Below are 24,143 nucleotides of genomic sequence, written 5' to 3'. Positions count from 1 at the left end.
TCTCGGTCAGGCGGTTTCGGGAAGTGGCGTACGAGCCATACCGACGAAGCCTTTCTGCGCCTCCACCCTGGCCAGCCAAGCCCGGATCGACGGGTAAGCATCGAGACTGACGCCGCCTTCGGGCGCATGGGCGATGTAGCTGTAGCCGGCCACATCGGCGATCGTGATCGTCGGCCCGGCCAGGAAATCGCGGCGTTCCAGAATCGGCTCCATTTGGGCAAACAAGCGATGCGCCGCCGCCTTGGCGCCTTCGTGATCCAGCGATGCGCCGAAGACCGTCACCAGCCGTGCCGCACAAGGGCCACGCGCGATCTCGCCGGCGGCCACCGACAGCCAGCGCTGCACCTCAGCGGCGGCCACGGGGCTTTCAGGCAGCCAGTCGCGGCCGGTGGGATAGGATTTCACCAGGTAGACCAGAATGGCGTTCGAGTCCGACAGCGTCACGCCGTTGTCATCGATGGCCGGGACCTGGCCGAAGGGGCTGATAGCGAGGAATTCGGGTGCCTTGTGCGCGCCGTTCGCGACATCGATATCGACCGCTTCATAGGGAAGGTCGAGCAGCGCCATCATGAGTTCGACGCGATGGCAGTGGCCGGATTTCGGGTGCCGGTACAGTTTGATCGGGACGGCATGAGTGGGGAAGTTGGGGTTCATGCTTGGGCTCCTGTGAACGTGACATGGGGACTTTCGCGCTCGATGTGGTGAGCTGTTCACGAGGATATTGGTTTCTAAAAATCCGCAGTAGATGTCAAAGTTGAAACCTAGACTTCCATTATTTGGAAACCACAGCTCGATGGATCGGTGACCCATGCCCGATAGACTCCAGACCATGGCCATGCTCCTAAGAGTCGTCGACGAAGGCAGCATCACGGCGGGTGCCCGGGCCCTGCGAATGCCCATCGCGACCGTTAGCCGCAGGATCTCCGAGCTGGAAGCCGATTTGAACGCCGAGCTGGTCCTGCGTTCTCCGCGTGGGCTGACGCTGACCGAGGCGGGCACTGCCTACGTGGCGGCTTGCCGAAGGATTCTGGAAGAGGTGGCCGAAGCGGAACGTGGCGCCTCTGGCGAATTTTCGGCGCCTCGGGGGACGCTGACCCTGACGGCTCCGATCGTCTTCGGACGCCTGTATGTCCTGCCGGTGGTCACGGCTTTCCTGCAGTGCCACCCGGACGTGAACATTCAGCTGCAACTCACCGACCGCCCGATAAGTATCGGTGAGGAGCACATCGATATGGCCGTGCGTATCGGCCCGCTGCCGGATAGCGGACTGATCGCCCGCAAGGTCGGCGAAGTACGCCAAGTCGTCTGTGCCAGCCGTGCCTATCTCGACGAGCACGGAAGGCCCGCTGCGCCGAGCGAACTCGAAGGTGCCTCCTGCATCACCTTCGATCAGTTGCTGGCCACCCAGGCCTGGCGCTTCGAAGCGGAGGGAAAGTCGCTGCGGATTCCTGTGCATTCACGTCTAACGGTGAACACGGCCGAAGCGGCGCTTGATGCGGCAGAGGCGGGGCTCGGCTTTACCCGCGTGCTCTCTTATCAGGCCGCACCCAGGATACAGGCCCGGCGCCTTGAAACCGTATTGCAGGCGTGGGAACCAACACCCTGGCCGATCCACCTGGTTTACGAACGCCGGCCGCTGCTCCCGCAGAAGCTGCGGGCCTTCATCGATTTCGCGGTACCGCGTATCGCGCGAAATGAAGTGTGAAGGCAGGATTCGGCCATGACGCGCCATCATATAAGAAAAGAACGTTGTTGGAGGTGGCTTTAGCTCCGGCCCGACGCTTCGGCGACCGCGGTGTTGCCAACCTTGGTGAGATCACCAAAAATAGCGCGGCACAAAAGTATGGAAACAAGCCGATTCTAGCCACTGAGATAGACACTCAGTGGCTAGAATCGAAATTCGGAAAAGAGCAATATAATGATATATTAAATGGCGAGAGTCACGAGCGTCCGGTGACATTGGGCGGAGAAATCGCATTCAATGCAGCATTCAAATATCATACCGATGCTCTGGAACATTTATTTTCAGAGCGTCTACCATTATTGGATTTTCTTGCGCTTAGTGTGAATAAAGAAAGGCACCACATACAGCACCATCCAAGCCAGAACTGTACACAATACCGCAGTCTGCTCGCGCCCCAGACCAACGGCTATCCCTATGGCTGCCGTGAACCAAATACCAGCCGCCGTGGTAAGCCCTGTGGCCCCTTGATCATCCTTGCGAGTGATAATGGTACCTGCGCACAGAAAGCCGATGCCGGCAATCACACCTTGAATGACTCGGCTCATCTCCGCATCCGAGATACCCGCTTGCTGTGGGATAAATATAAAGAGAGCAGCTCCCATGCAAACCAACATATGAGTACGCATTCCAGCGGGCTTGCCACGCTGTTCTCGCTCGTACCCAAGCAGGCCACCCAGAAGGGCAGCGAACAGCAATCGAATCACAACAACGACAAACTCACCCAAATCGTTAAAATCCGAAAATTCCGACATGATGGTATTGCCGATAAGTTCCATCTCTTTATTCCTGTAGTTCTTAGATCAGGTGTTGGCGTTGCAGGTTCCACACTCCACATAGTAGCCATACTGGCCATATATTCCGGTGATATTTTACGCCTCCCACACTGCCTACAGGTCAGCAGGTGTAAATTGACACCGGGCGCGCTGGCCACTACCCCTTCGTCGTCAGCTCCGCGAGGGCGCACTCCATCAGCCGCGATCCGATGCCCTGGCATCATGTCCAACCCGGTAGAGCGCATACAATGCTGAAGCCATATCTTGCAGGGAGGACTACTGCCATGCCCACCCCCGTCATCGCCGTTGCCCGCACGCCGCTGGTCGCCGTCTACGGCACCCTGAAACGTGGTCTGCGCAACCACCACTGGCTAGATGGCGCTGGCTTCCTCGGCAGCGACCGGCTGCACCACATCACCCTTTATGACCTGGGCCCCTTCCCCGGCGCCAAGCTCGAGCCCTCTCACGGGGTGGAGGTTGAGGTGTTCCGGGTAGGCGCCCGCCTGCTGGCCAACCTGGACCGCCTCGAGGATTATCAGCTGCACAACCCGGCAGCCGGGCTCTACGACCGCGCCGTCCACCCCACTACCTATGGCCTCGCCTGGCTCTATCTCTACAACCCCAAGATATACGGCCACACCGCCATCCGAGAAGGTGGATGGCAGCCACGGGGCTGAGAGGCTGTTGTTGGCGGCTATCGGCTATGCCGTGTTGATGCCCAACGTCTACTACCGCAATGCGTGCGGCCCCGTCATGCCGGAGGGCAAGTCCTTCCGCAATCCAAATGTGCTGCTGCGGCCATCGAGTTGCCGTAGTCCACCGGCATAGCTCACGCCATGCTAGCCGACATCATCACGGTCGCTGGCCATCCATAGCAGCAGCCGCTTGGCCATTGCCTGGGGGTCTTCCACCGAGGGCACGTGGGCGAAGCCTTCGAGGATTTCCAGCGGTGCGCCGCCGCACTCGGCCGCCAGCGCCTGCAAGGTCTCGGGCGGCGTGGCCACGTCTTCGCTGCCGCCGAGCAGGTGCACGCTGACGTTCGGATGCTGCGCCAACGGCCCCTTCAGCTTGTCGCGGAAGTCGGTGCGGCCGAGCATCTCGCACAGCCGGGCATAGGATTCGCCGTCGGTACGTGTCATCTGGGTGCGCCAGCCAGCCTCCAGTGCAGGCTCGTCTTCTAGCCGTTGGGCCGAGAACCAGCGCGGCACGATCTCGCCGGACATGGCCGAAAGGCCCTCATCGCGCACACGACCGGCGCGAGTGGTCCACAGGTCGGCGTTGCCGATCACCGCTCCGGTGTTGGTGAGTGTCGCGGAGAGCAGGCGTTCGGCATGCTCGGCGATCAGCTGCTGCCCGACCACGCCGCCGATGGAGGTACCGACAAAGTGGAAACGCCGGACGCTGGCGTGATCGGCCAGCGCCAGGGCCTCTGCGGCCAGAGCCGCCGGGGTGATCTCGCCGCCCTCCGACGGCCAGGCCTGGCTGGCACCATGGCCTGGCAGGTCCCAGGTCAGCACGCGATAGCGCGGCAGCAGCATGGGCAGAATGTCGTCCCACACCGCCTGGGTCATGCCCAGCGGGTGGGCCAGAACCACCAGCGGCAGCGCCTCGCGGCCGAGCAAGCGATAGGCGACGCTGCGGCCGTTGATGTTCAGAAATGCCATGCGACTCTCTCCGTTATACGCGTTCGATCAGCGTAGCAATCCCCTGCCCCACGCCCACGCACATGGTACACAAGGCATAGCGCTTGTTCTGCTTGTGCAGCTCATGGGCGGCGGTCATCAGCAGGCGGGCGCCGGACATGCCCAGCGGGTGGCCCAGGGCGATGCCGCCGCCGTTGGGGTTGACCCGCGGGTCGTCGTCGGCGAGCCCGAGGTCCCGCGTGCAGGCGAGTGCCTGGGCGGCGAAGGCCTCGTTGAACTCGAAAATGTCGATCTCGTCCATCGTCACGCCGGTACGCTCGAGCAGCTTGCGTACCGCCGGTACCGGGCCGTAGCCCATGATGCGCGGCTCGACGCCGGCGGTGGCCATGCCGATGATCCTGGCCATCGGCTTGAGGCCATGCTGCTCCACCGCGGACTGGCTTGCCACCAGCATGGCGGCGGCGCCGTCGTTGACGCCGGAGGCGTTACCCGCTGTGACGCTGCCGCCCTCGCGGAACGGCGTCGGCAGCCCGGCCAGCTTCTCCAGGGTGGTCTCGCGCGGGTGCTCGTCGGTATCGAACACCAGCGGTTCCTGCTTGCGCCGGGGAATCTCGATCGGCGTGATCTCGATGGCGAAGCGGCCTGCCTTCTGGGCGGCGGCGGCCTTCTGCTGCGAGCGCAGGGCGAAGGCGTCCTGATCCGCGCGGGAAATCTTGAACTGCTCGGCGACGTTCTCGGCGGTCTCGGGCATGGACTCGACGCCATGCGCCTTCTTCATCAGCGGATTGATGAAGCGCCAGCCGATGGTGGTGTCCTCGATCTTCTGGCCGCGCGAGAAAGCGCTGTCGGCCTTGCCCATGACGAAAGGCGCCCGGGACATCGATTCCACGCCGCCAGCCAGCGCCAGCTCCATCTCGCCGGCCTTGATGGCGCGGAAGGCGGTGCCCACCGCGTCCATGCCGGAGCCGCACAGGCGGTTCATGGTGGTGCCGGGCACCGAGGTGGGCAGGCCCGCCAGCAGCGCCGACATGCGCGCCACGTTGCGGTTGTCCTCGCCGGCCTGGTTGGCACAGCCCATGAAGACCTCGTCGATGGCGGCCGGGTCGAGATCGGGCGCATCATTCAGCACCGCCTTGAAGATGGTGGCGGCGAAGTCGTCGGGGCGCACGCTGGCCAGGGTGCCGCCGAAGCGGCCGATGGCGCTGCGCCGCGGATGACAAAGAAAGACGTCAGTCATAAAAAATCTCCTGAAATTCGCTGTAGAACGTGACGAATGCAGCCCGTTTCAAGGCGAATTTATTCGCCCGCGTGCTTACGCTCGGTCCTGGCCTTCAATTCGCGCAGGATCTCGAGTTCGTGGGCGCTGGGCTCGGGCGTGGTTTCGAGCGTGTCGGCGAAGCGGATCTCCCAGCCGGTGGCCTCAATCACGTCCTCGCGGGAGACGTTCGGGTGCAGCGAGACAACCACCAGCTCCTTGGTCTCGGGATCGGGCTTCATCACGCACAGGTCGGTGATCACCCGGGTCGGCCCGCGGCCGATATTGGGCACGCCGTCGCGGCCCTTGCCGTCGCGGCCGAAGCCCAGGGTGGTGATGAAGTCGACGTCCTTGACGAAGGCACGCTTGGAGTGCTTCAAGGTGATGAAGACCTCGCCAGCGTTGGTGGCGATCTCCGGCGCTCCGCCGCCGCCCGGCAGGCGCACCTTGGGATCATGGTAGTCGCCGATCAGGGTGGTATTGAGGTTGGCGAAGCGGTCGATCTGGGCGGTACCCAGAAAGCCCACGCTGACCTTGCCGCCCTGCAGCCAGTAGCGGAACATCTCGGGCACCGAGACGGTGGTCAGCGCCGATTCGCACAGCTCGCCATCGCCGATGGAGAGCGGCAGCACCTCGGGCTTGGTCTGTAGGGTGCCGGATTCGTAGATCAGCACCACCTCGGGAGCGTGGGTCAGGCGCGCCAGGTTGGCGGCCTCGCTGGGTAGTCCGATGCCGACGAAGCAGGTCATGCCGTTTTCGAGCGCGCGTGCGGCGGTGACGCTCATCATTTCCGCTGAGGTGTACTCGAGGCTCATCAGGCGTTCCCCCCTGCATTCATGACGTTATCTTCGATCCAGGCCGTGAAGGCGTCGCGATCCCGGGCGATAGCGTCCCACTCCTTGTAGAAGCGGTTGTCGCGCGGGTAGTAGCCGTGGGCGTAGGAGGGGTAGGAGCCCTTCTCGGCCACGGCGACGGCGCTGATCGCCCAGCCGGGGATGATGCAGGCGTTGGGGTGATAGTCCGGCTCGGTGGTCAGGTCCTCGACGATCTCCTCGACGGTGACGATGCTCTTCTTCGCCGCCAGCACGGCTTCCTTCTGTACGCCGATGATGCCTTCCACCAGCACGTTGCCGGCACGGTCGGCCTTCTGCGCGTGGACGATGGAGACGTCGGGGCGCACCGAGGGCACTGCGGCCAGGCGCTCGCCGGTGAAGGGGCACTCGATGAACTTGATCTGGTCGTTGACGCTGGGCAGCTCGCTGCCCACATAGCCCCGCAGCACCGCCAGCGGCAGCCCGGCGGCGCCGGCGTCGAAGGCGCAGGCCATGGCGGCGTGGCTGTGTTCGAGGATCTCGACCTTGTGCGGCCAGCCCTTCTCCACCGCATCGCGCAGGCGGTGCAGCGAGCCCACGCCGGGGTTGCCGCCCCAGGAGAAGATCACTTTCCTGGCGCAGCCGGCGCCGATCATCTGGTCGTAGACCAGGTCGGGCGTCATGCGGATCAGGGTCAGGTCGCGCTTGCGCTGGCGGATCACCTCGTGACCGGCGGCGAAGGGAATCAGGTGGGTAAAGCCCTCCATGGCCACGGTGGCGCCGTCTTCGACGTAGCGTGCCACCGCGTCATGCAGGCTGAGGAGCTCGGCCATCTTGGTTTGCCTCCTGGGGGGTTCAAGCTGATGCCGGTAGAGCCGATCATCGCAGTTCGCTATGTGAACATTGATTTGCAATACGAACAAACTACCTCCGAACACAATCGTCGTCAAATTGAAAAGGGAGGACTTGGCCCACCCTTCACATCCGGAGATATAGAAAATAGAGATTTGACAAAACGTTAGGTGAGATTCAGTTAGACAAGGGCGTGCGGACCTGCTGACGACCACTACCAAGGTATATAGAAAGGGGCCACTCGCCCAAGCCGGAAGCTTCTCCTGGCACCGGAAAACCAAAGACGTACAAGTGTTCGCAACTCGAACGCTATGCTAGATTGAAGCCCCATGACGAGCGACCGAGACTTAGGACAATACGGGATGGAAAAGGCAGCACAGGAAGACGCTCTAAGCACAGACGATCGCGATTTCATCACCGCCTTGGCCAGCGGTCTCGAGGTGATACTCGCCTTTGACGAAGCAAACCCACGCATGACCCTGAGCGAAGTAGCTGCCCGAACCGGGATGAACCGGGCCAAGGCACGCCGCTTCCTGCTGACGCTGCATGCTTTGGGCTACGTACGGAAGCAGCAGCGGCACTTCGAGCTTGCCCCGAAGGTGCTGCAGCTTGGCTATGCTTTTCTCTCCGCCAACAATTATCGCAGTGTGATTCAGCAAGTCCTCGAGGACATCACCGCCGAGTGCGGCGAGTCCTCGTCACTGGGTGTGCTTGATGGCAACGACGTCACCTACGTGGCCCGCTCCGCTTCGCGGCACCGGCTGATGGCCATCACCCTCTCGGTGGGCACGCGCCTGCCCGCGGCCCACACCTCCATGGGGCGCGCACTGCTGGCCCAATTGCCAGACAATGAGCTGGATGCCTGGCTCGAGGGTGTGGTACTCGAACGCCACACCGAGAAGACGATTACCGACAAGGCCGAACTCAGGCAATGCATCCTCAAGGTGCGCCAGCAGGGCTATGCCATCGCCGACCAGGAACTGGACTCGGGGCTGCGCTCCATTGCCGTGCCGGCCTTCGATGCCAACGGCAAGCTGCTGGGCGCCATCAATATCAGCACCAATGCCGCGCGGGTGGATCTCGACACTCTGATGAAGGAGTACCTGCCGCTGCTTCAGCAGAAGGCCTGCGAGATACGCACCAACATCAGTTGAGGGCGTCGCGCGCCTTCAGCTGACCCTCCATCTTCCTGAAAACGGCCGGCCGTGATCTTCCGCGGCCCTGTCCTGGTTGCCTTGGCAAGGAGGCCACGTGCTCGAGATACTCGCCATTACCACGCCGATCTTCCTGCTGATCGGTGCCGGCTACCTGGCCATGGGCACCCGGCTGGTGAGCCGGGAGCAGCTGCAGGGTGTGGCCACCTTCGTGCTCTACTTCGCCCTCCCTGCCCTGGTGATCCGGGCCCTGACTCAAAGCCCCCTCGACGAAGTCTTCCAGCCCCACTACCTGCTGGCCTATGGCCTCGGCTCACTGGCGGTATTCGCCTTCGCCCTGCTGCTGACCCTGAAGCTGCAAGGCAAGCCGCTCAGCGAGGGCGCCATGCATGCCCTGGGCATGTCCGCCTCCAATAGCGGCTTCATCGGCTATCCCGTCGCCGCCATGGTGCTCGGCGCCTCACCGGCGGCCGTGCTCATGGCCCTTAACATGGTGATCGAGAACCTGTTGATCATACCGGCAGCACTGATCCTGGCCGAGGCGGGTCGCCAGAGCGGCGCCGGCATCGTCACCGTGGCTCGCAAGACCGTGGTACGCCTGGTGCGCAACCCCGTCCTGGTCGGCCTGGCGGCAGGCCTGGTGCTGGCCGTGACGGAAACCTCCCTGCCAGGCCCCCTGGCCCAGGTCGTCGAGATGCTGGCCAATGCCGCCGGCCCGGCAGCACTGTTCGTCATCGGCGGCACCCTGTTTGGCCTTCAGGTGCGTGGCATGGTCAACGACGTCGGCCAGATCGTCGTCGGCAAGCTGATCCTGCATCCCCTGGCGGTGCTTGTCCTGTTCCTGCTGATGCCGTCGGTAGACCCGACCCTGCTGGTCGGCGCCCTGCTGTTCGCCAGTGCGCCGATGATCAGCATCTATCCGCTGCTCGGCCAGCGCTATGGCATGGCCGGCGTCAGCGCCGCCGCGCTGATGGTGGGTACCCTGGCCGCGTTCGTGACCCTGAGCCTGGGTATCTGGCTGATGACGCTGGCCAACCTTCTCCCCATTCGCTGATACCTTCAGCCCTGAATCCGGCCCCATTGAGGCCGTGGTCGCACTGCTGTAACTCTTCTCCACCCCAAAACATCCAAACTGGTCAGATTGACCCGCTCACGACCTGTCGCTTTCCCCACCGCCCCACCGACAATGCAGTTCAGCAAGCCAGGCAGCTGTTCATCTCCGCTGGCTTCTTCGCAATAAATCGCTGGGTCAACAGCTTAGTGATGGCTGGCTCCAACTGACACCAACCCAGAATTTGATGGCCTGCGCCATGAATTCTTTAAACACTATAAAGGGCGAAACGATGGACAATAATCGACTCACGGGAAAGAACTGCCTTATCACCGGTGCAGCCCGAGGGATGGGGGCAGCGGTCGCAGAACACTATGCCGAGCAAGGCGCGAATGTCTGCGTAGCTGACCTCAACATCGAGGGGTGCGAGGAAGTCGTCAAGCGCATCAATGGCAGGGATGGCGGCAAGGCCATCGCGGTCAAGCTCAACGTGACCGAGCGAGACCAGGTGAAGGCAGCCGTCCAGGCCACCGTCGATGCCTTCGGCAGTATCAACGTCATGGTCAACAATGCCGGCATCAACAAGCCGCTCATGTTTCTCGATATTACCGAAGAGAATTGGCATCAGATCATGGACGTGAATGCCCTGGGCTGCCTGCTCGGCATGCAGGAAGCCGCCAAGCAGATGATCGCGCAGGGCAAGGAGAACGGTCCCTACAAGATCCTCAATGTGGGTTCCATCCTGTCCCGCCAGGCCTTCGATGACGTGGTGCCCTACTCCTGCAGCAAGCACGCCGTGCTGGCCATGATCAACGGTGGCGCCAAGGCACTGGTCGACCACAATATTACTGTCAATGGTTACGGGCCGGGCGTAGTACGTACTGAGCTCTGGGAGCAGCTTGACAAGGACCTGGTCAGCATCGGCAAGTTCGACAAGCAGGGTCAATCCATGGACGAACTCGCCGAGAAGATGATCCTGATGAAGCGCTACTCCTATCCTGAAGATGTGGTCGGCACAGCCTCCTTCCTTGCGAGCAAGGAATCGGACTATATGACCGGCCAGTTGCTGATGATCGACGGCGGCATGATTATGCAGTGATAACACTGAAAACCCGACCGGTGGATCAGTAGTAGCCCCTGTCTCGCATCACCCGATCGGCCCTGTCCTGCGCCATGGACAGGGCCTTCTTGATGGAGCGCCGTCCATCCAGCACCTCGAAGATCTCGTGCCCGGCGATACTGATCAGGTCCGTGATGCCCGGCACCGGGGGCCGCGGCCATGCCTGCAGGATATCTTTCCTTGCCATGCCATCCACAATCTCGATCAGCGGCGACAGTGCCGAAACTTCAGGGTCCTGGCTAACGCTGAAACGCGGGGTTACCAGGCTGCCGTTCAGGATATAGAGCTTGGACATGTTGGCCGAGGTCAGGTGGCGCAGGGCCGTCCAGGCAGCCTCGACACGTTCATCGGACAGGTTGGCGGGGATGGCCAGGGCATAGCCCCCGATCGGGGTGATCGGACGGCCATGATTACCGATAGGGTGTGGCAGATAACCGGTCTTCCCCCAGGCCGGTGACTCCCGATCGAACTCGATAAGCGGGGCCAGCAGCGTGTAGCAGTAGGCCATGCAGGATTCGCCGGCGGCATAGGACTGGGCCCGCTCGTACCATGCCATGTTGAGGATATTGGGAGGGGAGTACTTGAGGATATCCAGCATGTATTCGCAGGCCCGAAAGGCGGCATCCGACAGGAACATTGGTCGCAGCTCTTCCCCGGACGCCTGCTGAAAGTCATAGCCTCCATCGCAGGGGCGGAGATTGATGATCGGCTGGCCGAACTTGGCCATCAGGAAACTGAAGGTATGGCCCAGCGGCGTTCCTCGCGCAGCATTCCAGGCAATGCCATACCGCCCCCGGGCGGGATCGTGCAACCGCCTGGCCACCTTGACCAGTCCCTCGGTCGTTGTCGGGGGCTCAAGCTGTGCCTGCTCGAGGATATCCTTGCGATAACAGAGCAGCTCCGGCGTGGTCTGCAGGGGAATACCGTATTGCCGTCCAGCGTATTGCGTGCTCTGAACGGCAACCGGGTGGAAATCAGTGAGATCGTAGCCATCACGCCGAATGAAGCCGTCGAGGGGCATCAGGATACCCTTCGACGCCAGTTCGCCGAACCAGGGAAGGTCGCAGGCCACCAGGTCATAGCGGGACCTGGTCCGGCCCGCGTTGGCCAGGATCGCCTCGAGCAGGTCGTCGATCGACCTGGCAGAGTTATGAATCTCCAGGCCGAAGATGGATTCCAGCTGTTGCTTCAGGTTATGCATCGCCATGAAGGTGGGGTCGGCGTGGATCAGCCCACGCAGCCCACCCTTCAGTTCGAGCCGTGCCGACAGCACCGCCGGCGGCGAGATCACGCGATTTTTCGCATCAGGCTCGAGGAAGATCCGTCGGCCAGTGTCCGAGGCCGGATCCACACCGAACAGGGGGCCCAGGAGGCCCTTGATCCGGTGGGCATAGCTCTCCCACTCCTCGATCATCATCGGCGAGGGATGCAGCGAGACGGTCTTGCCCGATTTCGTCCTGGGGCGTGACAGGATCAGCCCGCGTTGGATGATGCTCTCTATCCCGCGCTTGGCGGTGCCGTAGGAGAGCCCGGATGCATCCGCCAGCGAGGTGGGCGTCGTCAGTCGGCCGGCCAGGTGGTTGCGCATGATATGCAGCATCATGCGCATCTCCCGGTAGCCGTGGCTCAGGGAGAGCGAGTGCTCGGTTTCCTCCTCGAACTTCTCGATGAAGTCGATGAAGCGCGAGAGTTCCGTATTGGAAAGCTTCGGCATCGGCGTCTGGGACAGCCGATCATAGGGGCCCTCCGGATGCCTCTCGTCGGGGAGGTCGCTCATGTTCGCCTCATGGCAGGAAGAGGGTAGTGCACCAAGATAGCGCCGCCTCACGTCCGGCAGCAAACGCGACGCCAACGCAGCTATCCCCAGCCGTCGACGATCAGGCGAATGCCCAGCACGATCAGCAGGCCCAGAATGATTCGGAAGAAGAGCTCACCACTCAGACGCTGCTGTATGACCAGCCCCAGTCGAACCCCCAGCCAAGCCACCGGGATGAGCAACAGTGCAATGGTGAGATTCTCGAGGTTCAGCAGGCCGAGCATGCCATAGGGCACCAGCTTGACCAGATTGGTGGCGGCCAGGAAGACCACTGCGGTGGCGAGGAACTGCTCCCTGGTGAGCCGGCACTGCAGCAGATAGAAGTTGAGCGGCGGTCCCCCGGCATGGGCGATGAAACTGGTGAAGCCGGCGATACCGCCACTCAACCCACCGACCCAGGTCGGCAGGACCCGCCCACGGAAGGGCTTGAGTAGCCCCCACAGCCCGAAAAGGATCGAGAACACCCCCAGCAGGACTTTCAGCAGGTCCTCATCGAAGCGGCCATAGGTCAGGTAGCCCACCACCACCCCCAGCACCGCCGGGGGAAATATCAGCCACAGAACGGCCCCCACACGATGGCGCCACCAGGCCTTGAGGCTGAAGACATCCATCACTATCAGCAGAGGCAGCATGACGGCCACGGCGAAGGCCGGGCTGGCCTTCAGCGAGATCAGCGGCACCGCCACCACCCCGACGCCGCCGGCGAAACCCGATTTTGAGATCCCGGTAATCAGCACGGCAATGATGATCAATACAATGAACTGCCAGTCGTACACCATGCGGGCCTCGATTCTCTGACCGGCTATGAAAAAGGGGCCGTAGCGAACACGGCCCAAGCGGAGGGTGATGCTGCCCCCATGAGCGGGGTGCCTCATGGGGTATCCGGGAGTCGCCCCCGAAAGACGGGATCACAGGACGTCGCAGACCTCCTCGAAGGCGAAGCGTTCCTGGCGCGGGAAGAGCGCCGAGGCATCGCCGTACCCCAGGTTGCAGAGGAAGTTGCTCTTCACCTGGCCATCGGGAAAGAACTCCTCATCCACCGCCGCATTGTTGAAGCCGGACATCGGCCCGGCATTCAGCCCAACCGCACGGGCGGCCAGGATGAAATACCCCCCCTGGATGGAGCTGTTGCGGAAGGCCGTGGTGTTGATGAAGTCCGTCTTGCCCTCGAACAGCGACTTGGCATCCTTGTTGTGGGAAAACATGCGCGGCAGATGCTGGTAGAACTCTGTGTCGTATCCCAGCACAGCCACCACGGGCGCCTTCATGGTCTTCTCCTGGTTGCCGGGAAGCAGTGCCGGCTTGAGCCTTTCCTTGGCCGCCTCGCTCTTCAGGAAGAGCACGCGAAGGGGCTGGCAGTTCATGGAGGTCGGGCCGAAATGCAGCAGGTCATACAGCTCGCGCAGTTTTTCCTCGCTGACCTCCTGGTCCTGCCACACGTTATGGGTACGTGCCTCGGTAAACAGGGTCTCGACCGCCTTGTTGTCGATGATCGTCATGTTGCTTTCCTCTTTCTGGATGGTTTCGTCTTTCTGGATGGTTTCGTCTTGCTGGATGGTTTCGTCTTGCTGGATGGTTTCGTCTTGCTGGATGGCTTCGTCTTGCGATGCAACTAGCGGCTCGCCTTGAGGCCGAAGTCGTATGTCAGATGGCGGAAGGGGACTTCCATCGACCGTCCATCCGGTGCGCTTCCTGGAGGCAGCAGTTCATACTCCCTGACCAGGGAATCCTTGACGCCGAAGACGGCATCGGAGTCGAGGTAGGGGTCGTCCTCGGCGAAGACCTGGGTCACCAGGGTCTCGTATCCCTCGGCCATCAGCATGAAGTGCACATGGGCGGGCCGGTAAGGGTGTCGACCAGTGATTTCCAGCATCTTGCCGACCGGGCCGTCGGTGGGGATCGGGTAGGGTGAGGGGGTCACCGTCCAGAAGGCATAGCGCCCCTGGGCATCGGTGGTAAACCTGGCCCTCAGCGAGGCACTCTCCAGCTCCTTCTGGACGTCGTAGAACCCTTCGCTGTCCGATTGCCAGACATCGACCACGACATTGGCCAGTGGCTCACCGCGCGCATCGTGCACCCGCCCCTCCACGAAGAAGGGCTCCCCCTCGACGTTCCAGTCGATCGCCTCTCCTTGGGCGGCCTCGGGCGGGTCGGCCACATAGAAGGGGCCCAGCACCGTGCTCTCGGAGACCATGGGGTCCGAGGTCTGGTGATTGATGGCATCGACCAGCATCGTCACGCCCAGGGTATCTGAGAGCAGGATGAACTCCTGCCGCTTGTCGTCGCACATCTGGCCGGTCCGGGTCAGGAAGTCGATGGCATCGGTCCACTCCTGTTCGCTGGGCTCCACGTCGCGGATGAAGGCATGCAAGTGGGTAACCAGGCTGTTCAACACCTGTTTCAGGCGCTCGTCACGACAGCCGGCAAACTGCTCGATCACGGCATCCGTGATGTTCACGGCGTTAAGGTTTCGCATCTCGTCATCCCCTGGCGCCGGAGGCGCTCTCGAAGGCCGGCAGCCCGGAAAGGCGCTCGGTGTGGTGGATCGTGGCGATGTAGTCTTCCTCGCCGTGGCCCGTGCCGATCAGGGAGCTGTAGGCTTCGCGCATCTGAGCGGCCAGGGGCACGGCAACACCGTCCCCGTGGGCACAGCCGAGGATCAGGTCCAGGTCCTTGGCCATCTGGGCGGCCGAGAAGGTGGACGTGAAGTCGCGATCCTTCAGCGGCTGGGTCTTGTACTTGACCATCGGCGAGCCGACGGCGCTGTCGGCCATCAGGTCCAGCATCGCCTCCCAGCCGATGTTGCCCTTGCGGGCCATCGCCAGGGCCTCGCCCATCATTCCCGCGCTCACCGCGATCATCAGGTTGATCGCCAGCTTGGCGTAGCGAGCCTGCTCTTCGTCACCGAGCCAGTACTGGGCCTTGGTGAAGGCGGCCATCACCGGCACGGCCCCCTCCAAGGCGTCACGCGGGCCGGAGACCATGGCCGACAGGGTGCCGGACTCGGCGGCGACGGGATTCCCCGAGACCGGGCTGCGCAGATAGGCGATGCCCCTGGCGTCCGCGGCCGCGGCCACCCTGGCGGAGGCCTCGATGCTGACGGTGCTGGTCTCGATCAGCACGCTGCCCGGGGCCATCGCCTCGATCAGCCCATCCGGCCCCAGGGTCAGGCCCAGCAGCGCCCGGTCATCGGGAATCGAGACGAAGACCAGGTGGCAGTCCTCAACAGAAGAGGCCAACGCCCGGTGGGAAGTGATGCCGGCCTGCTCGGCAAGCGCCATCCGCTCGGCACTGAGGTCGAACCCCTGGACGGGGTAACCCGCCGCAGCGATCCGCTCGGCCATGGGCAGGCCCAGCTTGCCGAGGCCGATCCAGGCCACCCTGTCTGTGGTGGTCATTGGGCTTGTCGTGGTCATTGGGTTCTCTCCCCTTGTGCTCGGGAAGCCTGTTCCCGTGACATCAGTTCGCCGTAGATCCGCTGAGCGGAGGCGTCGAGGTGCCTGACCCCCTCCGCCACATCCGCCAGCAACCGGCCGTTTCGCTTGTGGAACTCCCCCGCCACCATGACGCTGTCGACGTTGGCGAGACTCGCCTGCATGACCACGGTCGAGACCGGGTCGCTGACCGGCTGCATGTTCAGGAGGCCGCTATCGAGCAGCACGATGTCGGCCTGCTTGCCCGGCGTCAGGCTACCGATGCGCGCTTCGAGGCCCAGGGCACGCGCACCGTCGACGGTGATCCAGGCCAACGCCTCGCGGGTGCGGATGGTCGAGGTGTCGGGAATGCTGCCCTGCTCGCGCCGCGAGGCATCGTTGTCCAGTGCCCGCTGCATGCCCAGCGCCATGCGGGCGACACAGAACATGTCACCGGAGATGACCGACTCCAGGTCCACCCCCAGGGAAACGACACCGCCGTGCCGGCGCAGGTGGCCGGTGATCGGGAAGCCATGCCCCTGGGTCATCTCGTTCTCCGGCGCGATGGAGAAGGTCACGCCCTGCTCGCAGAAGCGGGCCAGCTGTCCGTCGTCGAGGCTCTGTCCGTGAACGATGTTGATGTCCGGCCCCAGCAGTCCCCGCTCCTCGATCACGTCCCAGCCGCCGGGGCTGACAGCCTCACCGCCACCCTGGTGCATGGAGGCGACCAGGCCGAACTCCTTGGCCAATGTGAAATCCTGCAGGCTGACCTCGAGGGTGGAGTAATGTGGCCCGAGGATGGCCAGCCCCAGGGTCACCCGGCCCTCGGGGTCGGCAAGCGCCCCCTTCATCAGCCGCTCGACTTCGCCGCGGGGGTGCGGGACCTCGCTGAAGTGCGGCTGGCCCGGCTCGGGGTCCGGCTTGGGCGAGCCGTGGAAGAACAGCGCCCGGATGCCGGACTCCTTGAGACCGCGTACCGCCGCATCGGTATGCTCCGGGGTGGGGTTGTTGTGGCACCAGTCACCCAGGGTGGTGGTGCCGCAGTTGAGCTGGTTGAGCGCACCCATGCGGGTGGCGATATGGATGTCATCGGGGGTGAAGAGCGTTGCCAGGCCACGGTGGACGTGGCGGAAGTACTCCAGCAGCGTCCAGTTGGCGGCGACGCCGCGCAGGGCGGTCTGCCAGGTATGCATATGGGCGTTGACCAGCCCGGGGATCAGGATGCCGCCGCGGCAGTCGACCCGCTCGGCCCCCTCCGACGGCAGGTCATGGCCCACGGCCAGGATCCGGTCGTCCTCCACCAGCACCTGGCTGTCGGCCAGATCGCCGAGTTCGGGATCCATGGTGATCACGGTGGCATTGGTCAGCAGGGTCTTCATACGTCGGTCACCTCCCTCGACGTCGGGCGACGGCCGGCATAGGCATCGCTCAGCAGGCGATGGATGCCCTCGGCCTCGACCTCGCGTGGATTCCAGTAGGGATTGCTCGTGGCGATCTGCGTCGCCCGGTCGATATCGCTCTCCTGCAGGCCGATCTCCTCCAGTGCCGTGGGCGCACCGACAGCCCGAGCTAGGTCGAAGAGACCGGCGGCGGGATCTTCGCAGCCCAGGGCCCGGGCGATGCGCGACATCGCCTCGGGAGCCGCCGGGGCGTTGTAGCCCACCGCATGGGGCAGCACGATGGTGTGGGTCTCGGCATGGGGCAGGTCGAAGGAACCGCCCAGGGTGTGGCAGAGCTTGTGGTGCAGCGACATGCCCACCGAGCCCAGGCAGGTACCGCACAGCCAGGCGCCATAGAGGGCATCGGCGCGCGCCTCGGCATTGGCGGGGTCATAGGCGATCACTTTGAGGCTCCTGGCCAGCGCGGCGATGCCCTCTTCTGCCATCAGCGAGATCACCGGGTTGCGGTCACGGGCGTAGAGCGCCTCCACCGCATGGGCAATCGCATTGATGCCGCTGGTACCGGACATCCCGGCGGGCAGCGAGAGGGTCAGGTCGACGTCGTAGATCACCGTCTCGGGCAGCACCTCCAGGGTGCGCTGGGTGGTCTTGATGCCGTCACGGGTCTCGCCGAGGATCGGCGTCATCTCGGAGCCGGCATAGGTCGTGGGGATGGCCACCTGGGGCAGCCCGGTGCGCAGCGCGATGGCCTTGCCCAGGCCGATGGTCGAACCGCCACCGATAGCCACGGTGCAGTCGACCCCCAGTGCCTCGACCACCCGCATGGCGCGCTCGGTGACCTCGACCGGCGTGTGCATGGCTGCCTCGGCATAAAGCCCGACCCCACGCTCGCCTAGTTGATCCAGCACCTCTCGGGCCTGTTCCTGCTGCTGGGGAGTAGCCAGCACCAGGGCTCGACGGCAACCGAGTTGCTCGATTTCCTCGACGAGGCGCGACAGGGTCCCCTGGCCGAATACCACCCGAGATGGCAGGCCATGATAGACAAAGGGTTGCATGGGTCTTTCCTCAGACGTTGAAGATGCATGTCGGCGCCCTGCTGGACGCCGCGATGACGGCGGAGCCGCCTAGCCGATCACGGCCGCCGCCGGGGTTGGCGTGCCCATTCCGGTGATCGCCTGCACCAGCTCGTCCTCGCTGACGCTGTCACCGTCGAACTCGGCGGTGACCCGGCCGTCGTACATGGCGATGATGCGGTTGCTCAGGCCGAGCACTTCCGGCATCTCCGAGGAGATCACCAGCACCGCGTAGCCCGACTTGGCGAGATCCTTGACCAGGGCGTGGATCTCCGCCTTGGAGCCCACATCGATCCCGCGGGTCGGCTCGTCGAGGATCAGCAGCTTGGGATGGGTATGCAGCCACTTGCCGATGACAATCTTCTGCTGGTTGCCACCACTCAGATTGCCGACCTTCTGGCGCCAGCTGGGTGTCTTGATCTTCATCGCCTGGTGGTACTTGTCGTAGACGGCACGCTCATCGGCACGCTTCATGAAACCCATCGTGGAGACTGTTTTCAGCCCAGCCAGGGTCATGTTGTCGCGGCAGTTCATGCCCAGGATCAGCCCCTGGTCCTTGCGATCCTCCGGCACCAGGGCGATACCCGCGACAACGGCATCGTGGGAGTTACGAAAGTTCACCACTTCGCCATCCAGCAGGATTTCTCCACCCGAAGGAGAGCGCAGGCCAAAGATGGTCTCGGCGACCTCCGAACGCCCTGCCCCCACCAGGCCATACATGCCGATGATCTCGCCCCTGCGGACGTTAAGACTGACATCCGTGAACAGCCGCTTGACCGAGAGATTGCGCAGTTCGAGCATGTTTTCACCAAACTCGCTCGGCTTGCTGGCATGGTCGAGCTCCAGGCTGCGGCCGATCATCATCCGCGTGACCTCGTCCTCGTTGGTCGAACAGGTATTCACCGTGCCGGTGTACTCGCCATCGCGCAGCACCGAAATGCGATGTGACAGGTGGAATATCTCGTCCATGCGGTGCGAGATGTAGACGATCCCCACGCCCTGCTCGCAGAGCGACTGGATCACGTCGTAGAGCACCGGCTTCTCGTGGTCGGTGAGCGAGGCGGTCGGCTCGTCGAACACCACCACCCGCGGGGTGAAGACCAGCGCCCGGGCGATCTCGACCATCTGCTTCTTGGCGATCGACAGCGAACCCACCAGGTCATCGTGCTGGAAGCTGCACTTGAGGGTCTCGAGGATCCGGTTGGTGTCCTCGCGCAACCTGCGCCAGTCGACTCGGTTGCCCCACTTCTTCGGCAGGCTGCCGAGGTAGATGTTCTCGGCCACCGTCATCTCCGGGACCAACGACTGCTCCTGGTGGATCAGCACGACCCCGGCCCGCTTGGCATGCTTGGGGTTCTCGAACTCCATCTCCTCACCACCGAGAATGATCCTGCCCTCGTTGGCCTGATGCTTGCCGGCCAGCACCTTCATCAGGGTCGACTTCCCGGCGCCGTTCTCGCCGAGCAGGGCATGGACTTCGCCGGGGCGCACATCGAAGTCGACCTTGTTGAGGGCCACCACCCCGGGGAAGCGCTTGGTGATGCCTTCGAGCTTCAGGATCGGCTCGGCGTCGATCGGTTGGCGGCCAGTAATGGCTTGGACGGGATTCATATCCGCACCTCCTTGGTCGACGGCACATTGAGTTTCTTGTCGATGATCAGCACCGAGATCAGGATCACACCGAGGACGACCAGCACGTAGAAGGCCGGCACCTGCATCAGGTTCATGCCGTTGCGCAGGATGCCGATGGCCAAGACGCCGCCGAGGGTGCCGGTGATGCTGCCGTAGCCGCCGGTCAGCTTGGTGCCGCCGAGCACCACCGCGGTGATGGTCCACAGCTCGTAGTCACGCCCGAGATTGGGAGTGGCCGCACCCATCTGGCTGGCCAGCAGGACGCCGGCCAGTGCGGCAAAGAAACCGACGATGATGAAGTTGATCATCATGTGGCGACCGAGCCGGATGCCGGCATCGATGGAGGCCTCCGGGTTACCCCCTACGGCGAAGGTATTGCGGCCGTGACCGGTGCGGGTCAACACCAGGTGCATCACCAGGGTGCAGAGCAGGAAGATGATCGCCAGTACCGGGATCGGCCCAATGGTGCTGGCACCGAAGTCGGCGAAGGCGAAGTTCATCGAGTAGAAGGACTGCTCGCCGGTATAGAGGAAGATCAGCCCGCGGATACCCAGCATGGCACCCAGGGTGACGATGAAGGCGTTGACCCCGGTCTTCCACACGACCAGGCCGTTGAGCGCCCCGAGCAGCATGCCGGACGCCAGCGCCGCGATGATGGCGATGGTCAACCCATGGTCCTGTAGCCCGACCGCCAGCGAGGCGGCAAGCCCCAGTATCGCGCCCACCGAGAGGTCGATATTGCCGTTGATCATCACGTAGGTCATACCCAAGGCGATCAGGCCGATGGTCGACGTCTGGACCAGGATATTGGTGATGTTACCCAGCGACAGGAAGTACTCCGACATGAAGCTGAAGAAGATGAAGATGGCGATGACGAAGAGCCAGATCGGCTGAATGGCCGCCTTACCGCGGAAGAAGCCTTTTATTGAAGTCATGCGTGATGCCCTCCGCGTCATGAGTGGGTCGTCAGCAAGCGCTTGCGCTTGTTGGCGAGGTCCAGCCAGACGGCCAGGATGATGATGACCCAGGTCACGATCCACTGGGTGTAGTAGGGGTAGCCCATCAGCAGCAGGCCGTTCTGGATGAACCCCAGGATGAGCACGCCGATCACGGTCTTCCAGATGCTGCCGGCGCCGCCGAGCAGGCTGGTGCCACCGAGGATGATGCCGGCCAACACCAGCAGCTCGTAGCCCTGGCCGACATTGTTCTGGGAGCCCATGACCCGAGAGCCGAGCACCAGAGCGGCGCATGCCACACAGAAGGCCGAGATCAGGTAGGTACTGAACACACACCAGTTCTTGCGAATGCCTGAGTAGACGGCCGCCATGGGGTTGCCACCGACGGCGAAGATACGCCGTCCATAGCCCGTGTAGGACATCAGGCACTGGACCAGAATGGCCAGCAGGCCGAACAGCAACACCGGCACCGCGATACCCAACACATACCCACGGCCGAAGAAAGCGAACCAGGTGCCGCCCTGATTGGCGATATCCACGTTCTGGCCACCGCTGTAGATCAACACCAACCCCTGGATGACGGAGAGCATGGCCAGCGTCACGATCAGGGAGTTGAGTCGCATCAGGCCGACCAGGAAACCATTCACGGCGCCGAGAAGCAGGGTCAGTGCGAACATCACCAGGATGGCGTTCATCGGACCGATCTTGTCATGAAGATCCACGACCAGCACGGTGGCGAATGACAGCATCGAGCCCACGGAAAGGTCCAGGTTTCCGCCAATAATGACCACCGTCACTCCGACGGCGATGATGCCGATGATCGACGCTTGTCGCACGACGGTCATGATGTTCGACTGGGATAGAAACTGTTCGGAAAATAATGAGAAGACGAACATGCTTAAAAGAAAGAATACCAGGATACCCTGAGCGGAGAGAAAGCCGAGAATACCCGCGCGGCTAACTCTTCCCTTCAAGACCGGCTGTTTCGTTTGTTCTGCAGAAGCCATGTTAATCACCTGTTTGGGTAGGCCTTGCGCAGGGGTGGTTGCGCCCAGGCCAGTCCTGTAGCCCGGGCATAAATCGCTTAAGAATATCTCGCCCCGAGCAGTGCACCGTGTCGTCAGAAGACCGGACGGTCGAACTCTTCCAGGTTCTCGGCGGTGATCTTCGGCGTCTCGAAGAAGTTGAGCTTGGGGACATCCTCACCGGCCAGTACGTCCAACGCTGTCTGCAGCGCCGCATGAGCATCATCCACCGGGGACTGGTAGATGGAGCCGTAGTACTCACCGCGTGCAATGGCGTCATAGCCTACGGCGAAGTTGGTGGCACCAATGAACACGATATCGCCGGCGCGACCAGCGTCCTTGGCAGCATTCAGGGCGCCAACCCCCATGTTGTCGTCCCCGGAATAGACGCCGTCGATACGGTCGTACTTGGTGAGGAAGTCTTCCATGACACGTTGCGCCCGCTCACGATTCCAGTTGCCTGGCTGGGTTTCCATCAGTTCGACACCGGGACAGAGTTCGGCAAGCCGCTCCTCAAACCCGGCAGCGCGCTCGATGGCGGTGGTATAGCCCGGCTGACCGGAAATCTGCACGATCTGTCCTTCTCCACCCAAGGCATCGCACATCATCTCGGCCGAAGAAGAACCCTGTTCTACGTTATCGGGGCCTGAAAACGCCGCGATGAAATCCATGCCGGCATCGGCAATTTTTGAGTTGGTCACGACGACCGGAATACCCGCATTGTTTGCCTGGCGAATGGCGGGAATGACCGCCTGACCATTGGTCGGCCAGATGATGATGGCGTCAACCTGCTGCTGGACGAGGTCCTGCATCTGGCCGATCTGGCGCGCCACATCGCCCCCGGCGTCCAGCACCACGATATCGATATTACCAGCGGCCTCCGCGGCTTCCACGAAAGCCCTTTCATAGGTCGTCTGGTAGCTGTCGACGCCGACGTTGTTCTGGGTAATACCGATCCGGTAGGAATTTTCCGCGTACGCTACTGTAGTCGATGCCACGAAGACCGAAGCAGCCAGCACACTCATTTTCAGGGTATTATTTATAGCCATCTCTCTCTCCTTGTTTTAATACTTATTTGTCCCCTGCTTCTTTTAGCAGGTAGGAAGGAGGAGCTTAGGCTTCGGCACCAAGACGGTGCAATGCAGCTCATGAAGAGAAATGTCCAATCTGGATTTTTTATCCGTCGACCAAATGGACAACTAATAGCCGAAAAAAAAGATGTCCTGCCTATCACCATAGGCAGGACATCGGGCAACACAGAACGTTAAACAGAAGTGGCTACAGCATCACCTCACCCATCCCGCTCCAGGTGCGCGACCCAGGATTCGATATCGGGCAGCCGGGTGGCGGTACCGTGGTAGTCGCTCATGTCCGGTAGCTCGTGGGCGATGCCCTTGTGGCAGTCGATGCAGGTCGCCTCGCCGCTGGCCAGCGAGGTGGAGTGAGCTTGGGCAGCCCGGGAACTCTGCGCCGTGAAGTCCATGGATTCGAAGTCGTGACAGTTGCGACACTCCAGGGAATCGTTGGCCTCCAGCCGCGCCCATTCCCGTTCGGCCAGTTCACGCCGCTTGTCCTCGAACTTCTCCGGCGTATTGATGGTGCCGAAGATCCAGCCCCAGACCTCCTTGGAGGCTTCCATCTTTCGTCCCATCTTGTGGGTCCAGCCGTGGGGCACGTGGCAGTCGGCACACTGCGCGCCGACCCCGGAGCGGTTGACGTCGTGGATCGTGCCTTGCAATTCCCGGTAGGGATTGCGCTCCATCTCATGGCACGAGATGCAGAACTGCTGGGTATTGGTCGCCTCCACCGCCGTATTGAAGCCACCCCAGAAGAAGACCCCGGCGATGAAGCCCCCCAGTGTCAGGAACCCCAGGCTGAAGTGCATGCTGGGGCGGGTGAGGATACGCCAGTAACTGGCCAGCCAGCGCTTCATTGGCCACCTCCCTCACGCCGCTCCCGAAGCATGTCGCCGAGCACCTCGTCGACCGTAAGGAAGGTATTGGGGACGATGGGGCTCGCATCGGTCTGGGGCACATGGCACTGGGTGCAGAAGTAGCGGTCGGGCGATACCGCCGCCAGCACCTGCTGGTGGCGGTCGCGGAAGTGGCTGATGCTGACCATGGGGGCGCCGGCCTGTACCGCCTCGCTGCGGCTGTGGCAGGTCAGGCAGCGGTTGGCCCGGACATCGACCTGGTAGTCGCGGATACCGTGGGGAATGACCGGCGGCTGTTCGGGATAGTTGAGCACTTCACGCCCCGCATCCCGGGGCTCGCCGGCCAGCGGCGGTGCCGGCAGGGACTGGCTGAGGGTACCGCCCGGCCGCAGGCCGTCCGGTGCCGAATCGTCGCGGTGCTCTTCGGCGATCACAAGGCCGGCGACGACCAGCGCCAGCGAGAGACTGAGCATAGTGAGCCATTTCATTGC

Annotated in this window: 24 protein-coding genes; 5 read left to right on the top strand and 19 right to left on the bottom strand. The window is 62.7% G+C overall.

The genetic code is table 11. From position 1 onward, the window contains the following. Nucleotides 1-6: 6 nt before the first annotated feature. On the bottom strand, nt 7-654 hold the full coding sequence (locus LY622_RS14295; RefSeq protein WP_234291512.1) for a glutathione S-transferase family protein: 648 nt from the start codon (nt 652-654) through the stop codon (nt 7-9). Between the two features lie 154 nt (nt 655-808). On the opposite strand from LY622_RS14295, the gene LY622_RS14290 reads away from it, so the two are divergent. Further along, on the top strand, nt 809-1,705 hold the full coding sequence (locus LY622_RS14290; RefSeq protein WP_234291511.1) for a LysR family transcriptional regulator: 897 nt from the start codon (nt 809-811) through the stop codon (nt 1,703-1,705). Nucleotides 1,706-2,040: 335 nt separating this feature from the next. On the opposite strand, the gene LY622_RS14285 is transcribed toward LY622_RS14290, so the two are convergent. Beyond that, nucleotides 2,041-2,520, bottom strand: a complete 480-nt coding sequence (locus tag LY622_RS14285; RefSeq protein ID WP_234291510.1) for an MgtC/SapB family protein — start codon at nt 2,518-2,520, stop codon at nt 2,041-2,043. Between the two features lie 281 nt (nt 2,521-2,801). On the opposite strand from LY622_RS14285, the gene LY622_RS14280 reads away from it, so the two are divergent. Further along, nucleotides 2,802-3,194 carry a gamma-glutamylcyclotransferase family protein gene (locus LY622_RS14280; protein ID WP_234291509.1) on the top strand — a complete coding sequence of 131 codons (393 nt, stop codon included), beginning with the start codon at nt 2,802-2,804 and terminating at the stop codon, nt 3,192-3,194. A 162-nt stretch (nt 3,195-3,356) separates the two neighbouring features. On the opposite strand, the gene LY622_RS14275 is transcribed toward LY622_RS14280, so the two are convergent. The 4 genes from LY622_RS14275 to LY622_RS14260 are packed head-to-tail and all read right to left on the bottom strand — an operon-like array spanning nt 3,357 to nt 7,060. Beyond that, a complete protein-coding gene (locus LY622_RS14275) occupies nt 3,357-4,181 on the bottom strand; it encodes an alpha/beta fold hydrolase (protein ID WP_234291508.1) in 825 nt (274 codons plus the stop codon). Nucleotides 4,182-4,194: 13 nt separating this feature from the next. Continuing rightward, a complete protein-coding gene (gene pcaF, locus LY622_RS14270) occupies nt 4,195-5,397 on the bottom strand; it encodes a 3-oxoadipyl-CoA thiolase (protein WP_234291507.1) in 1,203 nt (400 codons plus the stop codon). Nucleotides 5,398-5,456: 59 nt separating this feature from the next. Next, complete coding sequence (locus tag LY622_RS14265) at nt 5,457-6,230, bottom strand: CoA-transferase subunit beta (protein ID WP_234291506.1); 774 nt, start codon at nt 6,228-6,230, stop codon at nt 5,457-5,459. Then, entirely contained in the window at nt 6,230-7,060 is an 831-nt protein-coding gene (locus tag LY622_RS14260; RefSeq protein ID WP_234291505.1) for a CoA transferase subunit A, read from the bottom strand. The genes LY622_RS14265 and LY622_RS14260 overlap by 1 nt, the downstream gene beginning before the upstream one ends. 381 nt (nt 7,061-7,441) lie before the next feature. Here LY622_RS14260 and LY622_RS14255 point away from each other — a divergent pair, with 381 nt between their 5' ends. From LY622_RS14255 to LY622_RS14245, 3 genes are all read left to right on the top strand, one after another. Further along, nucleotides 7,442-8,233: an IclR family transcriptional regulator domain-containing protein gene (locus LY622_RS14255; protein WP_234291504.1), complete on the top strand. Its 792-nt coding sequence runs from the start codon at nt 7,442-7,444 to the stop codon at nt 8,231-8,233. 97 nt (nt 8,234-8,330) lie between these two features. Then, nucleotides 8,331-9,287 carry an AEC family transporter gene (locus LY622_RS14250; RefSeq protein ID WP_234291503.1) on the top strand — a complete coding sequence of 319 codons (957 nt, stop codon included), beginning with the start codon at nt 8,331-8,333 and terminating at the stop codon, nt 9,285-9,287. A 244-nt stretch (nt 9,288-9,531) separates the two neighbouring features. Continuing rightward, nucleotides 9,532-10,383: an SDR family NAD(P)-dependent oxidoreductase gene (locus tag LY622_RS14245; RefSeq protein WP_234291502.1), complete on the top strand. Its 852-nt coding sequence runs from the start codon at nt 9,532-9,534 to the stop codon at nt 10,381-10,383. Between the two features lie 25 nt (nt 10,384-10,408). Here the strand turns inward: LY622_RS14245 and LY622_RS14240 are convergent, their stop codons facing one another. From LY622_RS14240 to LY622_RS14180, 13 genes are all read right to left on the bottom strand, one after another. After that, nucleotides 10,409-12,181, bottom strand: coding sequence for an ABC transporter substrate-binding protein (locus LY622_RS14240; RefSeq protein ID WP_234291501.1), 1,773 nt, complete (start codon nt 12,179-12,181; stop codon nt 10,409-10,411). A gap of 80 nt (nt 12,182-12,261) precedes the next feature. Next, nucleotides 12,262-12,999: a sulfite exporter TauE/SafE family protein gene (locus LY622_RS14235; RefSeq protein WP_234291500.1), complete on the bottom strand. Its 738-nt coding sequence runs from the start codon at nt 12,997-12,999 to the stop codon at nt 12,262-12,264. Between the two features lie 129 nt (nt 13,000-13,128). Further along, nucleotides 13,129-13,719 (bottom strand): malonic semialdehyde reductase, encoded by a 591-nt coding sequence (locus LY622_RS14230; protein ID WP_234291499.1) that lies wholly within the window; start codon nt 13,717-13,719, stop codon nt 13,129-13,131. 113 nt (nt 13,720-13,832) lie between these two features. Next, nucleotides 13,833-14,696, bottom strand: coding sequence for an intradiol ring-cleavage dioxygenase (locus LY622_RS14225; RefSeq protein WP_234291498.1), 864 nt, complete (start codon nt 14,694-14,696; stop codon nt 13,833-13,835). 4 nt (nt 14,697-14,700) lie between these two features. Next, nucleotides 14,701-15,636 carry an NAD(P)-dependent oxidoreductase gene (locus LY622_RS14220; protein ID WP_234291497.1) on the bottom strand — a complete coding sequence of 312 codons (936 nt, stop codon included), beginning with the start codon at nt 15,634-15,636 and terminating at the stop codon, nt 14,701-14,703. After that, nucleotides 15,633-17,012, bottom strand: coding sequence for an amidohydrolase family protein (locus tag LY622_RS14215; RefSeq protein ID WP_234291496.1), 1,380 nt, complete (start codon nt 17,010-17,012; stop codon nt 15,633-15,635). The genes LY622_RS14220 and LY622_RS14215 overlap by 4 nt, the downstream gene beginning before the upstream one ends. Further along, nucleotides 17,009-18,088, bottom strand: coding sequence for a maleylacetate reductase (locus LY622_RS14210; RefSeq protein ID WP_234291495.1), 1,080 nt, complete (start codon nt 18,086-18,088; stop codon nt 17,009-17,011). Before LY622_RS14210 ends, LY622_RS14215 begins: the two co-directional genes overlap by 4 nt. A 69-nt stretch (nt 18,089-18,157) precedes the next feature. Further along, nucleotides 18,158-19,717, bottom strand: coding sequence for a sugar ABC transporter ATP-binding protein (locus LY622_RS14205; RefSeq protein WP_234291494.1), 1,560 nt, complete (start codon nt 19,715-19,717; stop codon nt 18,158-18,160). After that, nucleotides 19,714-20,673, bottom strand: a complete 960-nt coding sequence (locus LY622_RS14200; RefSeq protein WP_234291493.1) for an ABC transporter permease — start codon at nt 20,671-20,673, stop codon at nt 19,714-19,716. Before LY622_RS14200 ends, LY622_RS14205 begins: the two co-directional genes overlap by 4 nt. A 17-nt stretch (nt 20,674-20,690) precedes the next feature. After that, complete coding sequence (locus tag LY622_RS14195) at nt 20,691-21,539, bottom strand: ABC transporter permease (protein ID WP_234291492.1); 849 nt, start codon at nt 21,537-21,539, stop codon at nt 20,691-20,693. Between the two features lie 275 nt (nt 21,540-21,814). Next, nucleotides 21,815-22,768, bottom strand: a complete 954-nt coding sequence (locus tag LY622_RS14190; protein WP_234291491.1) for a sugar ABC transporter substrate-binding protein — start codon at nt 22,766-22,768, stop codon at nt 21,815-21,817. A gap of 242 nt (nt 22,769-23,010) precedes the next feature. Then, a complete protein-coding gene (locus tag LY622_RS14185; RefSeq protein ID WP_234291490.1) occupies nt 23,011-23,652 on the bottom strand; it encodes a NapC/NirT family cytochrome c in 642 nt (213 codons plus the stop codon). Further along, entirely contained in the window at nt 23,649-24,140 is a 492-nt protein-coding gene (locus LY622_RS14180; RefSeq protein WP_234291489.1) for a nitrate reductase cytochrome c-type subunit, read from the bottom strand. Before LY622_RS14180 ends, LY622_RS14185 begins: the two co-directional genes overlap by 4 nt. Between the last annotated feature and the right edge of the window lie 3 nt (nt 24,141-24,143).

Source organism: Halomonas alkalisoli (assembly GCF_021412585.1).
Classification (GTDB): domain Bacteria; phylum Pseudomonadota; class Gammaproteobacteria; order Pseudomonadales; family Halomonadaceae; genus Halomonas; species Halomonas alkalisoli.
The sequence above is the reverse complement of the archived record's forward strand: the minus strand, read 5'-3'. Positions and strand labels throughout refer to the sequence as shown.